Below are 15,459 nucleotides of genomic sequence, written 5' to 3'. Positions count from 1 at the left end.
CCAAAATTGAACGATGCATTTCATTGCTCCCTTTAGGGGATGGGGATTACTCGCTTTTCAAACTCTTCACCGGATTAAGTAAAGCCGCCCTTACGGCCTGGAAACTCACTGTCAGAAACGCTATCAGCAATGCAAACAAACCAGCCAATGCAAACATCCACCAGCTGATATCAATGCGGTAAGCGAAGTTCTGCATCCACCTTTGCATAACCCACCAGGCAACCGGTGACGCTATCACGATGGCAATACCTACCAGCTTTACAAAATCTTTTGACAACAACTTTGCGATGCCTGCAACCGTAGCGCCCAGCACTTTTCTTACGCCAATCTCTTTGGTGCGTTGCGCTGCTTCAAAGGCAGCAAGGCTAAACAATCCCAGCGCTGAAATCACGATGGCAATAACAGCAAACACAATCATGAGGAAAGAAGTCTGCTGGTCTTGTTTATATAAATTATTGAACGTGTCATCTAAAAAATTATACTCCAGCGGACTGTCGCTCACATATTTTTTCCAGACAGTGTTGATGGCGCTCAATCCCGTTGCAGCTTTTTCCCCGGCAATTCTCACCGTAAAAAGATTTCTCCATTTAGCATTGTTGAATATTACCACCGGGCCCGATTTTTCATGCAGGCTCTTATAGGCAAAATCATTTACCACGCCAATCACACGGCCGGTATCTCCTTTAAAAACAAACCATGTACCTGTTGCCGGTAACGGCAGTTTAAAGTCTTTCACTGCAGTTTCATTCAATATAAAACCATGTGCACCATTATTATTTTTTTCACCAAACCATTCACCTTCTTTCATTTTTAGTTGCATCGTCTTTTCAAAATCTGTGTCGGCAGAAAGTTGTGTTATCTTAGGATTGTAGCTGGTATCACGCCCTTTCCAATCGGCGCATTCCGTACACACGCTGCCAAGGTTTACCAGTGGCTGGTTGGAAGTGGCCACTTTTTCGATGCTGCTTTCAGCAAGCAGGTCCTGCTTCATCGCCGCCATCACCGATTCCCGCTTTCCTCTTTCGATGGCTTGGGGCAACATAAACGACAGGGTTTGCGACCTGTTATAGCCCGGGTTTTTATGCTGAATAAACTGAAGCTGGGAGTAGATTACAATGGTGCCCGCAATTAATATCACAGAAACGGTAAACTGCAATACCACCAGGCCTTTGCGGAAAGTGGCGTCTTTTATTTTCAGTACGGTGTTGCCACGGAACACATTCAATGGCTTAAAAGAGGATAGCAACAAGGCAGGATAAATACTGTTGAGCAGCAGGGCCGCCAATAATGTGCAACCCAATACCTTCCATGTGTTCAGGGATGTCAGCGGCAGTTCAAATGATTTTTCTGTTAGCTGGTTAAATACCGGCAGGCAGCATTTTATCAGCACCAGTGTTGCAAACAACGACAGGAGACTGATCAATAAAGACTCCGTAATAAATTGCAGGAAAAGATGCGACCGGTCAGCACCATTTATTTTACGTACGCTCACCTCCCTTGCCCGCAGGCTGGCCCTTGCAGTAGTAAGATTTACATAATTGATGCAGGCAATCAGCAACAATAAAAAACCAAGTATAGAAAATACATACACCGTGTTGAGGTTGCCGTGTATAAAAACAGAATTGCCTATTTCTGTTTCAAAGTGCATGTCTTTTAAAGCGATCATCGATATCGGCGTGGCATCTCCCTTGCTTTTTGAGGCCATCAAATCCGTTATCTTTTTTTCTATAATAGCGGGCTTACTCCCCGCACTGGTTTTTACAAAAGTGATATAGTTGGCATTGCCCCACTGCTGGTCGTTTTCCCGTATCTGCGGATTGGTCATCAGTGCACTGATGGGTATAAAAGACGTGTATTGAAAACTTGAATTGGTAGGTGCATCGGCCACCACACCTCTTACCTGGTAATTCACTGAATCTACCCGGATCGTTTGCCCCACGGCAGTAGCGTTACCAAAATATTTTTTTGCTTCGGTACTGGTTAATATGATGCTGAAAGGATTGGCATCAAAAGACGCCGCATTACCTTCTTTAAAATCATACTTAAAAATATTGAACCAGGCTTCATCTACATAGGCACAACCTTTACTGTAAAACAGGTTGTTTTTGATGGTAAAAACTGGCCAGTTGCTCGTGTACAAGCGGGTAGCGTTTGTAATTTCCGGTACTTCTTTTTTTATGGCATCTGCCAGTAAAAGCGGGGTACTCTCCCAAACCCAGCCCTGCGAGGGCAGCCTTGTGGTAAGCCGGTAAATACTGCTTTCTTCTTTGTGGTAATCATCAAAATTCATTTCGTTCTGTACCCACAACAGTATAAATACGGCAGCCGTCATCCCTACCGATAAACCAAGTATGTTGATGGCAGTGGTGCCTTTATTTTTTAGCAAACTGCGCCAGGCAATCTTAAAGTAGTTTTGTATCATGCTGTTGCCCCTTGGGTGTTTGCAGATTGGTTACAACAGCCATGCCACGCTAAAATGCTTTACTGCAAAGGATTTCAGATATCTCCTTAAAAAAAGTGTACGAAACCGGACAACCTGTGTCTGATTTCGTACAAGTGGATATTTATAAAAGGCAGTCTGCCAGATTATCAATATTCGGCGGAATTATTTACTTATCACCCGTAGATCATCCAATCCATCTGCTATTTAAAAGTCAGCACCAGTTTACCACTATTGGCATTTACTTTTACCTGAGTACCACCGCCATTTACCTGGCCGTTGATTTCTTTCTCATCAATCTTTCCCTTAAAATTTCCCAGGTCATCCGCTTTAATTTTATCCGCACTTAAATCCATATCATAACCTTTACCGGCGGGCAGTTGCAGATCAATTTTACCGCCGCTGTTGCCGATCTTTATAAACTTGCCGGCTGTTGTGATGGCCACTTTTATATCGCCGCCACTCGTGCCGGTTGTAAGGTTGCATGCAAGGCCTGCCATATCAACATTGCCGCCCGATGTATGGGCATTCAGATCACCTTTTATATCATTGGCCCGTACATTGCCGCCGCTGGTAGTTGCCTTAATATCACCATTTAAATTCACCAGTCTCAAATCGCCGCCCGATGTAGAAAGCTCTACTTTGCCGGTACAATTATTGGCTTCAATATTGCCACCACTGGTGGTTAAATCAATATCATCGTCCGAATCTTTTACATCAATATTACCACCACTTGTAGTACCTTTTAATTTCCCCTTTACGTTGTCGATGTTAATATTTCCTCCGCTGGTAGTCACCCGTTGCTGACCTGTAATGGCTTTCAGGTTGATGTTTCCGCCGCTGGTGGTAAGGTGTGTGACAATATTTTTATTGGTATAAATCCTGAACGAAATAGACAACCCATTTTTCCAGTTCATATTCTGACGCCTGGGTTTTGCGGTGGCCGTTAATTTATTGCCAGCAACCTCAACGGATAAATCATAGTATTCATCCAGTCTTTTTTGTATCTCTTCTTTTGAAACAGAAGCGCCTTTGTTTCTGTTGGAAGGCCAGATAAACACCTCAATTTTTTCCTGGCCCGCTCCTACGCTTTCCACCGAAACATTGCCGCCAGATGTAGTAGCTTCTACTTCGCTTACATGTTGCCCGGCCAGCGATTTGGTTGAATATGGTGTTTCATACTCCTTTTGTGCCCATGCCATGCTGCAGCTGCAGCTTACCAATAAAATCAGCAATATTCGTTTCATGTTGTGTTGTTTTTTATGTTTTAAAGAATGTATTTATTTTTTGTCCGGGCTAAGATGCACTGTGGATCATCGTTGCGTCGCCCTCTTGTACTGTTCAGCTTTAGGCAACGTGTTTTCAATTTCAGGTTTATTCGCTTCCTCAATAGTTCAACTTCTAAAATTTCGTTCCTACCTTTCAGCCGCCGTCAGGGTTTATAACCGCTGACGGGGCTTAGTTTCCGTTCAGTCTTCGCCAGTAAAAATCAATGGTTGGCAGGCTTCGTGAAGCTTTACGTTTATCCATCTTATTTGTTACAGCTCAATCAATTTCTTTTAAAAAAATAATCTCCAACAAACCAATACTGTTCAAACCAAAAAAAATCAGCCAGCAGACATCCGCCATCAGACATCATTTGTTTTTTCCCTGATCCACAAATGCTCACACCAATCGAACATTCCTTTTAACACCCGGTCCGAAATCTTTTGGAGGTTGCCCCTTCGGATAAAATGCATACACCAAAACACCCGCAACAATAATTACTATTAGTGCTGCAAAAACAACCGTCTTAAATTTCCCTGAACGCATCCAATTCATCAAAATCAAAAACGTCCAGTAGCCAACCATAACACCCAACCCATTCAGTATTACATCATCGATATCAAATATGCCCACGTGCAACACCACCTGCATTCCTTCAATCAACAAACCACTTGCAACAGCAATGGCCAGCATTTTCTTCCATGTTATGTTCCTAAAAATCAGGGGAAGAAGAAATCCGACTGGCACAAGCAACACAATGTTTCCAACAATATTAAGGCCCCCGATAATCAATCCCTGTCCGCCAAACAGGTAAAGCAAAATAGTCTTGAATGGCACCAGGTTCGCCGGCCCATCATGCGTTCCTCCAAACCTAAACATCAGCGGTCCAATCCTTATGATCGGCAGATCTTTAAACACCATTATCTTAATCAGCAGCAGACTATAAGCGATGAGCAGTAAGGTTGCTACTAAATGTTTCTTCACAGCTTCCAGGTTATTGTTCATTACAATTTTATCATTGGTTATTGAGCAATTGCTACATTTTAAATCCCCATCCCCGAAATGGGGTAATTTTGATAGTTTATTGCATTTGCAGTTACTGCATTTTTAATTATCCATTAACCCATTATCAATTATCCATTACCTACTCCGCTTTCAAACTCTTCACCGGGTTCACCAACGCCGCTTTCACGGCCTGGAAACTTACGGTCGACAAAGCAATCAACGAGGCAGCAATGCCTGCTCCGGCAAATACCCACCAGCTGATGGTTGTCTGGTATGCAAAATCCTGCAGCCATTTGTGCATGGCCCACCACGCCAGCGGAAATGCAATGATGCAGGCGATAAGCACCAGTTTTAAAAATTCTTTGGAGAGCATATTGGTTACTTCCAGTACGCTGGCGCCCAGTACTTTTCGTACGCCGATTTCTTTGGTGCGTTGTTGTGCTGTAAACATGGCCAGACCAAACAACCCAAGACAAGCAACCAAAATAGTAAGGCCTGCAAAAATGCCGAGGATGATTCCGATTTTTTGTTCGCCTTTATAGGTATTGTTAAAACGATCGTCTAAAAAAGAATAGCTTAAAGGATCTTCTGAACCCAGTTCTAACCAGCGTTTCGCCAGCATATTGGTTAAGCCTGCCACATCTGTAGTTTTCAATTTTGCAATCAACGTGCCGTGGTTAGGTGCGTAAGACATTACCAATGGAGAAATACGTTCATGCAATGATTTGAAATTAAAGTCCTTCACTACGCCTATCACATGATAATTAATTTTTTCGCCTTTGTTGTTGCTGTATAAAATGTTCTGTCCTACGGCGCCTTTCTCCCAGCCCATTACTTTAGCGGCTGTTTCATTCAATATAACAGCAGATGAATCAGTAGAAAAATCTTTTGAAAAATTTCTGCCGGCTTGCAGGTGAATGCCCAACGTAGCGATATAATTTTCATCCACATCATATCGCAAAGTTTTAATCATTTGCCCAGGATTCTGTTGAGGCGATACAAAGAAATTGTTGTTGTCGCTTGGCCCCGCTGGTAAATAGCCTGAGCCACTCACACTCGCCACGCGGCTGTCATTCACCAGTTGCTGATAGAATGTTTCCTGGTTTTTTCCAAGCGTCCATACGTTGGGTATGATGAGCACCTGGTCTTTGTTGTAGCCGATATCTTTATGCTGCAAAAAATAAAGCTGTTTAAAAACCACTGTGGTACCTACCGCCAAAATGATGGAAATAAAAAACTGGAATACTACCAAACTGCCTCTTAAACCAAGCCCTTTTTTACCGTTGATAAATTTTCCTTTTAATACAGCGATTGGTTTAAATGACGAGAGATAAAATGCGGGATAACTTCCAGCCAGTACGCCCGTAAACAATACAAACAAAACCAGGCCTGGCAGCAAAAACGGATGATCTGCAAAGCGCAGGCTCAGGCTTTGCCCGGTTAAATTATTGAAGACGGGTAAGGCCGTGTAAATGAAGGTAATAGCCAGTAATAATGCGATAGCGCAAATGATGATGGATTCAAACAAAAACTGTTTTACCAGTTCTGATTTTAATGAACCCAGTACTTTGCGGATCCCTACTTCACGGGCACGTTTGGATGCTCCGGCTGTTGAAAGATTCATAAAATTAATACAGGCTATCAGCAGCATGAAAACCGCAATGGCGCCAAAAATATACACGTTGCGCACATCACCCGCCGGGCTCATTTCGTTGGGATAATCAGGGTCCAGGTGAATGGCGGTGATTGGTTTTAAATGAAAGCTGAGGTCGTTGCCTTTTTTCCTGAAGTCAGTAAGGCTGGTTCCCATGGCTTTCAGCATTTGGGGGCCAATATATTTATCTACCACCTGTGGTAATTTTGCTTCCAGCTTTTTATAATCATAATTCTTGGCCAGTAACAGGTAGGTGTGAAAATTAGATCTCATCCAATCATCTACGCCCGCTTCTTGCAGATCCGACATGGAAGCAAAAATTTCAAAATGAAAATTGGAATTCACCGGCACTTCGTTGATCATCCCGGTTACTTTAAGCGGTGTATTTTTATCGCCATTTAAAGTGATGACTTTTCCTATCGGGTCTTCATCACCAAAATATTTACGTGCCATTGCTTTTGTAAGCACCACCGTATTGGGTTCGCGTAAGGCTGTTGCTTCATCTCCTGCAATCAACGGCAAAGTAAACACCTGGAAAAAATTAGCGTCAACAAAAGCAAAGGCATCTTCTTTAAAAGACTTGTTACCAACCGTAATTTTAGGATTGCCGAAATTGCGTAAGCGGGTGGATGCTTCCACTTCAGGATAATCCGTTTTTAATGTTTGTGCTACCGGTGGCATTACTGTTCCTTCGTTCATCTTTTCTCCCTGGATATTTCCCTGGAAGGAAACAGCAAAGATGCGGTCTGCCTTTGTATTGTAACGGTCGAAACTCAACTCATTATTTACAAAAAGCATAATGATTAAACAGGTGGCAATACCAATGGCCAGCCCAAAAATATTGATGGCAGAGAAGGCTTTATTTCTCCGGAGGTTTCGCCAGGCGATCTTAAAATAATTTTTTATCATGGTGTGGTTGTATAGATGTTTACTGCAATCATTGCTTACAACAGCCATGCCACGCTAAAACCCTTGCCAGTAAAGGATTGTGAAATGGCGGACGCTAAAAGGTGTACGATTGCGGACAGTCAATGTCTGATTCCGTACAACGTAGGATGGGTGTGCGGAGGATGGAACGCGGATGACACGGATTTGGTCGGATGGCCGCAGATTTTAGATGGAACACAGATGACACTGATCAGACAGATGCACACGAATTTTAATAGATACGCTGATTACGCAGATTCTATCAGATGTGTACGGATAAGAAAACGGATAAAAACAAATCCGGGAAAGCTGCCCCCATCCCCTAAAGGCGGGTAATTTGAATACCTCAATTTTATCCGCAGGCTCTGCATTATCAATTATCCACTAAATAATTATCCATTAAAACCTAGTCTGCTTTTAAACTTTTTACCGGGTTAGCCAATGCAGCTTTAATAGCCTGAAAACTCACTGTCATCAGAGAGATGATGATTGATAAAAAACCTGCCAGTGCAAATACCCACCAATGAATATGGATGCGGTACGAAAAAGCGCCCAGCCATTTACTCATAAAAAACCAGGCAGTGGGCGATGCAATAATGAGTGAAATAATTACCAGTGTTACAAAATCTTTTGATAACAATGTGGTGATCCCGGTTACGGAAGCACCCAATACTTTTCGTACCCCTATTTCCTTTATCCTGTTTTTAGCCATATAAGTAGCAAGACCAAATAACCCAAGACATGAAATGAAAATGGTAAGCCCTGCAAACAATGCGGCCAAAGTTCCCTGACGTTGTTCATTATCGAATTTCTTTGCATAGTCCTCGTCTACGAATTTAAATTCAAACGGATATTCCGGGTTGTATTTTTTGAAAATAGTTCCTGCTGTTTCCAGATTTTTCGTAGTAGAATTATTCCCGTTTAGTTTTATCTGCATCACGTTGAAACTCATAAAGCTGCTTTTTCCACCACATATCAATATGGGCCTTGTTGGTTCATAAGGGCTGGTAAGAATAAAATCTTTAATGACTCCCACAATATGCCAGTCAATGCCCAGGTCGCTTACTATTTTACCAATCGGATCTTTAAACTTCATTACTTTCAGGGATGATTCGTTTATGATCAGACCTGTTGAATCAGTAGGAAATTGTTTTAAATCGAAATCACGGCCTTGTATAAATTGTAAACCTGCAGTAACACCCAATCCTTCATCAGCTACTAACCGGTCGAAAGATGTTTTATCATTCGGGTCTTTTCCTTCCCAATTTTGTCCCCATCCATCACTCCATCTTTCAGTAAGCGGCGAGTTAGTTTTGGTAATAGATTTAGCAACACCCGATGCAAGCAATTCATTTTTTATCAGTGCAAAATTCTTCTGTATATCACCCGTCATAAAATGATACACAAGGTTGTCTTTGTTATACCCGGTGGCACGGTCACGGGCATAGTCCATCTGTTGTTTTATGATAATAGTGCAGATAATAAGAATGGTGGCAAATGTAAACTGCAATACAACCAATGCTTTTCTTGGTGTTACAATCGCATTTGCTTTTTTGAATGTACCCTTTAATACTTTAACGGTTTGGAAAGAGGAAAGAAAGAATGCAGGATAACTGCCAGCTAACAAACCAGTGAAGAGAATAAATCCTGTAAATGAAATCCATGTATAGATATTGCCAAAGTTGATGGATAGTTTTTTATCAGTAAGCTGGTTGTAGCCCGGAAGGCTTACCTGAACAATAACGATAGCTACAATACCAGCCAGCAAGGCGATAAAAACAGACTCCCCTATAAACTGGCTGATGAGAGACATTTTCTGAGCACCCACAGCTTTTCGTATACCTACCTCTTTCGCTCTTTTTTCACTGCGTGCGGTACTGAGGTTCATAAAATTGATGCAGGCAATTAATAATATTAACCCCGCTATGATACCAAATAATTTTACGAATGTGCTGCGGCCACCGTTGTCTTCAACACCATTGGTGAAGCTTGAATATAAACGCCAACGATCCATCGGGTAAAGAAAAAGCTCCCATTTTATCTTTTTTGCTTCATCGCTGTATTGCTGTTTAAGCACTTTTATTTTAGGAGCAACAGAAGCATACGTTGCATTGGGTTTCAGCAGCACATAAGTGGGTGTGCTGTTATCGTTCCAGCCCAAATCTTGTCCCGGCCTGTATTTTAAATTGGACATGGATATTAAAAACTCAAAATCGAAGCGGGAGTTTTTGGGTAAGTCTTTTAGTACGCCAGTTACTGCAAAGTCCTCTTCATTTTTAAGCCTTACAACCTTACCCAGGGCCTCCTCATTACCAAACAAACTTTTAGCAGTTGTTTCCGTAAGCACAATAGAATGCATATCGTTTAACGCTGTGGCCGCGTTGCCCGCTATCAGCGGAAAGCTGAACATTTGCAGGAAACCTGTATCCACCATGCTCCCGGATTTCATTAATTTTTTATCGCCCACTGAAAAAAGAACACCGTTGTTACTCATTACCCTTACTGCACGTTCTACCTCTGGCAGGTCTTTTTCTAATACGCCGGCCAGTGGTGCAGACACACCATTATCACACTCAAGTTTACCATCAGATGGATAACGATTCCATACCTCGTAAATCCTGTCTTTGTTTTTATGAAAATCATCGTAGCTAAGTTCATCTTGTATCCACAGCAAAATAAGTATTGCAGCAGCCATGCCGATAGCCAAACCCGCAATGTTAATCAAAGAAAACCCTTTACTGCGCCAGAGATTGCGCCACGCAATTTTGAAATAATTTTTTATCATAGCTTAGCTTTTCAGGCATTTAGATGTTTTGCCCCCATCTCCGCCGCGGCGGAGGGTAATTTGAATACTTCAACTTTATTCGCAGATTCTGCATTATCAATTATCCATTAAATCCTATTCTGCTTTCAGGCTTTTAACCGGGTTGGCTACCGCTGCTTTTATTGCCTGGTAACTTACCGTTACAAAGGCTATTGCTACTGCGATCAGTGAAGCGATGGCAAACTGCCACCAGCTGATAGCAATGCGGTAGGCAAAACCTTCCAGCCATTTGTGCATGATGTAATAGCCGGCGGGTACTGCTATGAGCGTTCCAATGAGCACCGGCTTCAGCAAGTCTTTTGATAAGAGCAATACAATTTTTTGAACCGAAGAGCCCACCACTTTTCTGATACCGATTTCTTTTGTTCTTTTTACTGCAGTGAAAGATGCCAGTCCGAATAAACCCAGGCAGGCGATACAAACTGCAATAATGGAGAAGATGCTTAAGAGTGTTTCCTGTCTTACTTCTGACTTATAGAGCTGGTTGAATTTTTCATCCAGAAAAGTATATTCAAAAGGATAATCAGGTGCAGCGGCGGAATACATTTTTTTGATGCGGTTGATCGCCGGTGAAAGTTCAGCTGTTTTTAATTGCACCAAAGCAAGCCGCCGGTCGCCCGCTTTGGTTGATATTACCAGCGGATTGATGGGCTCTTTAAGGGAGGTAAAATGATAATCTTTTACAACACCAACGATGGTACGGCGCAGGCTGTCCTGCGAAATATTTTTTACCCATTTGCCGATGGCCTGTTCCGGCGAATAGCCCAGTTTTGCCGCGGCAGATTCATTAATGATAACAGCATCGGTTGAATCTGTTGGAAAGGAGGAGGAAAAATCCCTGCCAGCAATGATTTTAAGACCCAGCGTTTTTACATATTCAAAATCCGCAAACTCGGTATTGAGACTTAACTTTTCATCAGGTTTTCCTTCTGCTTCAAAACCATAACTATCATGAAAGCCGCCGGGCTCTCCCGACATTAAAGACACGTTGCTTACCGATGGATCTCCCTGCAGCTGGTTTTTAAAAAGCTGTTTGTTGTCATAAATTTTACCATTGTCTATGCGCACAATCATCGTCTGTTCTTTATTAAAACCAAGGTCAGTACTTTTTACATAATGCATTTGATTCATCACAATCGTTACGCTAATGATAAGCAATACCGAAATAGCGAATTGAAAAACAACCAGCGCCTTCCTGAAAAAAGCACCTTGCTTACCGACCTTCAATTTTCCTTTGAGGGATTCAATGGGAGAAAAAGAGGGCAGCAGTAAAGCGGGATAACTGCCGGCCAATACACCTACTACAAGAATAACACCTGCAATGAAAACATAGAAACGGGCATCTTTATAATAAGGCGGCAACTGGTAGCCAAGAAAATTATTATAGGCAGGCATTAACAATTGTAACAGCGCAACTGCAAGCAATGCAGCCAGCACAGCAAACAGCAACGATTCAAATAAAAATTGCGTGGCCAGTTGGCCTTTTACAGCACCCAACACTTTTCGTAATCCAACTTCTTTCGACCGGTCGGATGCCCTTGCTGTTGCCAGGTTCATAAAGTTAATACAGGCGATCAGCAATATTAAAATAGCAATGCTCATGAAGATGTAGACCATCTTTTTACTGCCATGTTTTACATTGTCGAATGGCGATTCACCTTCAAAATAAATACCATTGAGCGGGTTAATGGTAAGGCTTGTTTTAAAACCATTTTCCCTGTAAAACTTACCCATGTATTTTTCCATAAAATCAGGGAAAAGACTTATCAGCTTAGCTGGATTAACTTCAGGGTTCAGCTGCACGTACACAAACAAACTGTTGGAGGGCCATTGATTAAACCACTGTTCATTGCGCCAGTTGGATATTGGCACCACCATATCGAAGTCGAGGTGAGAATTCACCGGCACATCGGCAGCAACACCTGTCACGGTTAATTTTAATTTTTTGTTCAGCTCAACTACTTTGCCAATAGGTTCTTCATCACCAAAATATTTTTTAGCCGCAGATGCCGTCATCACAATACTCTGTGGATTATTCAGCACGGTCGCAGGATCTCCTTTTAACAAATGAAAATTAAAAAACTGGAAGAAATTGCTGTCGGTGAGATAAATCTTTTTCTCGTTAAACGAAACCTCTTTATAAGTCACCAGGTCATTGTCCGGCGATACACGCAAAGAATTTTTAATGGCATCGGGATAATCATTCTTCAGCGCAGTCGCGTACGGTGGTGACAGATAAGGTATCTGCCGGGTAACGCCATTCATGTTACTCACCCGCATTACCCGGTAAATATCTTTTCCATTTTTATGAAAATTATCATAACTGAATTCATTCATGATAAAAAGAAAAATCATGAGGCAACAGGTAATGCCAATAGTTAACCCAAGAATGTTAATCAGCGAAAACAATTTTTGTTTCCTGAAATTTTTTACTGCGAGTGATAAATAATTTTTAAACATAGTTTTAAGTTTTGTAAGCATTCCCTAACGGGCGTAATTTGACGACTTCAATTAGTTTGCAGTATTTGCAGTATCAATTATCCATTAATTAATCTGCTTTTAAACTTTTTATCGGGTTAACAATGGCTGCTTTGATCGCCTGGAAACTTACCGTCATCAGGGTGATCAGCATGGTGCCGGCACCCGCGAGTATGAACATCCACCAGCTAAGGCTGATGCGGTACGGATAATTCTGTAACCAGTTGTGCATAAAATACCAGGCAACCGCCGATGCTATTATAAATGCAATGATCACCAGCATGATAAACTCTTTTGAAAACAAATACACAATGCTTCCTTCTGATGCACCAAGCACTTTGCGGATGCCTACTTCTTTTGTGCGCTGCACCGCCATGAAGGAGGCTAGTCCGTATAAACCAAGACAGCTAAGGAATATAGCGATGGCCGCAAAGATTTTATACAACTGTGCTAACTGGCTTTCCTGCTTGTAAAAGCTTTCAATTTTATCATCCAGAAACCTGTAGTCATATACCTGGTTTGGCAATGTTGTCTCCCATATCTTTTTGATGGCTTGCATGGAAGAAGCAATGTTTGTGGTAGACAATTTTATGGAAGCCTGCCGGTACATTGTTGAGTTGGTGGCAATGAGCAATGGAGACAAATCCTGTCGCAACGACCTGTTGTTAAAATCTTTCAATACACCCACAACAGGACATTTTATTAAGCCTCCCATTATGCTGACCTCTTTGTTCAATATGTCTTCCGGTTTTTTAAACCCTAATCTTTTTACGAATGATTCATTCACTAAAAATTCTCTCGTCCATCCCGAAGGCTGTAAATTTCTTCCGGCAACAACTTGTAATTTATAGGTCGGCACATAATCTTCGTCCGCGAATTTGGTGATCGCCTGGAAGTCTGCATCTTTCGCTGCATGGTCAAATTTGAAATTGCTAAACATGTTGTTATTGTCTTCAACAGGTGTGTTGGAGCTGAAGCTGACGGCCTGTATACCGTTTGATAATAACTGCTGTTTTAAATAGTCAGTCATCTTGCCACCGGTACTGTCTGCACGAAATGCAACATTTACGATGGCCTCCTGATCGAAGCCCAGCGGCTGTTTCATAAAATAATTCATTTGCTGTACAATGGTGAGTGTGCCAATAATCAGTGCCTGTGCAATGATGAATTGAAATACTACCAATCCTCTTCTAAGGGAAATGCCACCGTTGGTATTGGCGCTTTGTTTACTCTTTAATGCGGTTACAGGATTGAAACGGGATAACACAATGGAAGGATAAAAACCCGCCAGTGCGGTTACCACAATGGCCAACATCAACAAAAATAAAATGACTGTCGGGTTGTTCAGGATGTTGAAGGCAAGCGATAATTCCAGTAATTGATTTACGTAAGGCAACGCAAAAATTGTAATGCCTGTTGCCAGTATTACAGCAACGGTTACTATTAAAAATGTTTCAACAATAAATTGAATTTGCAGTTGCGATTTATTGGTGCCCATCACTTTTCTTACGCCCACTTCTTTGGCACGATTGACGGCTTGCGCAGTGGATAGGTTGATGAAATTTACACACGCTATCAATAATATGAATGCTGCAATCAGCCATAGTACATTGATGAGTTGGTGGCTGATTATTTTGCCGCTGTAATTACCTGCGGCAGCATCGTAATGCACCGCACTGATTGGTTGCAGCACATAATTATCCTTACCGTCGGCAGACTGCACTTTTTTAGCGAATGCGCTCAATTGCTGATTGAAATTGTCAGCAGACATATTTTGCGGCAGCATTGTATAACAACCAAAATCGGGCGCTGACTGGTTCCAAAGCGGTTGATCAAAACCGTATTTTTTGTCGCCTGTAAAATCTGTTCCATAAGCAACCACTAATTTGAGTTGGAAGTCAGTGTTGGCAGGTATTGTAGCGAGAATACCGGAGACCTTCAGCGGCGTTGCCGGGAACTGAAACAATCCAGCGCCCATGCTGTAATAACCTTTTATTTTAATGACTTTTCCGACAGCAGTTTTCCAATCGCCGAAATAATTTTCTGCCACTTCTTTGGTGAGCAAAACATTGTCCGGATCTTTTAATGATTCATATGAACCGGCAAGCAGCGGAAAATTAAACATCTTAAAAAAAGCCGGCGATGTATAAAATACGCCGCTTTGTTCTTTGAAGTTTTTTACACCTGTTCCGTTAGCATCTGTTACCTGTAATTCATCATTGTGGCTGGCATACACCGGCGCCACTTCTTCCAATTGAGGGAATTCCGTTTTCAGGGCTGCGGGCATTGGAAAAGGAACATTTTTTCCATAAGTAATCGTGGATGCGTCTGCGTGATGAGATTCCGTCAACACCCGGTAAATGCGATCTTTTTTTACATGAAAATTATCGTAGCTGGTTTGAAATTGTATGATAATGAAAATCATCATACAAACGGCAATGCCTGCGGCAAGCCCTGTGATATTTACGATTGCAAATCCCTTATTGCGGGATAAATTACGCCAGGCTATTTTGAAATAGTTCTTAATCATGGTTTGGTTGGATATGTTTACTACTGCTGCACACTTATCACAACAGCCATGCCACGCTAAAACCCTTGCTAGTAAAGGATCATAGAGTGACCATCAAAGAAAGGTGTACGATAGCGGACAGTTAATGTCTGATTCCGTACATCGGTGAATGGGAACACGGGTGATGCTGACTTTGACGGATGTGAATGAATTTTAATGGGTACGCTGATTATGCAGCTTTAACGGATATTGACGGATAACACTACAGCGGTGGATTGGAAGACGAACGACTCGAATTTCAACGATGTGCACGGATAAAAAAAGTATAACCCATATCCGGTAAATCTGTTTCTATC

The 15,459-nt window shown here is 42.0% G+C and carries 7 protein-coding genes; all 7 read right to left on the bottom strand.

Annotated features, from left to right (window positions below; all coding sequences use genetic code 11):
• Positions 1-46: 46 nt before the first annotated feature.
• Complete coding sequence (locus JWR61_RS25135; protein ID WP_301930420.1) at positions 47-2,422, bottom strand: ABC transporter permease; 2,376 nt, start codon at positions 2,420-2,422, stop codon at positions 47-49.
• Positions 2,423-2,643: 221 nt separating this feature from the next.
• Entirely contained in the window at positions 2,644-3,687 is a 1,044-nt protein-coding gene (locus JWR61_RS25130; protein WP_301930419.1) for a hypothetical protein, read from the bottom strand.
• 418 nt (positions 3,688-4,105) lie between these two features.
• Positions 4,106-4,711, bottom strand: coding sequence for a VanZ family protein (locus JWR61_RS25125; RefSeq protein WP_301930418.1), 606 nt, complete (start codon positions 4,709-4,711; stop codon positions 4,106-4,108).
• A gap of 139 nt (positions 4,712-4,850) precedes the next feature.
• On the bottom strand, positions 4,851-7,274 hold the full coding sequence (locus JWR61_RS25120; protein WP_301930417.1) for an ABC transporter permease: 2,424 nt from the start codon (positions 7,272-7,274) through the stop codon (positions 4,851-4,853).
• 424 nt (positions 7,275-7,698) lie between these two features.
• On the bottom strand, positions 7,699-10,077 hold the full coding sequence (locus tag JWR61_RS25115; RefSeq protein ID WP_301930416.1) for an ABC transporter permease: 2,379 nt from the start codon (positions 10,075-10,077) through the stop codon (positions 7,699-7,701).
• Positions 10,078-10,191: 114 nt separating this feature from the next.
• Positions 10,192-12,576: an ABC transporter permease gene (locus JWR61_RS25110; protein WP_301930415.1), complete on the bottom strand. Its 2,385-nt coding sequence runs from the start codon at positions 12,574-12,576 to the stop codon at positions 10,192-10,194.
• Between the two features lie 88 nt (positions 12,577-12,664).
• The gene (locus JWR61_RS25105) at positions 12,665-15,124 is read right to left on the bottom strand and encodes an ABC transporter permease (RefSeq protein ID WP_301930414.1); all 2,460 of its coding nucleotides are present in this window, start codon (positions 15,122-15,124) and stop codon (positions 12,665-12,667) included.
• Between the last annotated feature and the right edge of the window lie 335 nt (positions 15,125-15,459).

The sequence above is a fragment of the Ferruginibacter sp. genome (assembly GCF_028288465.1).
Lineage (GTDB): Bacteria > Bacteroidota > Bacteroidia > Chitinophagales > Chitinophagaceae > Ferruginibacter.
The sequence above is the reverse complement of the archived record's forward strand: the minus strand, read 5'-3'. Positions and strand labels throughout refer to the sequence as shown.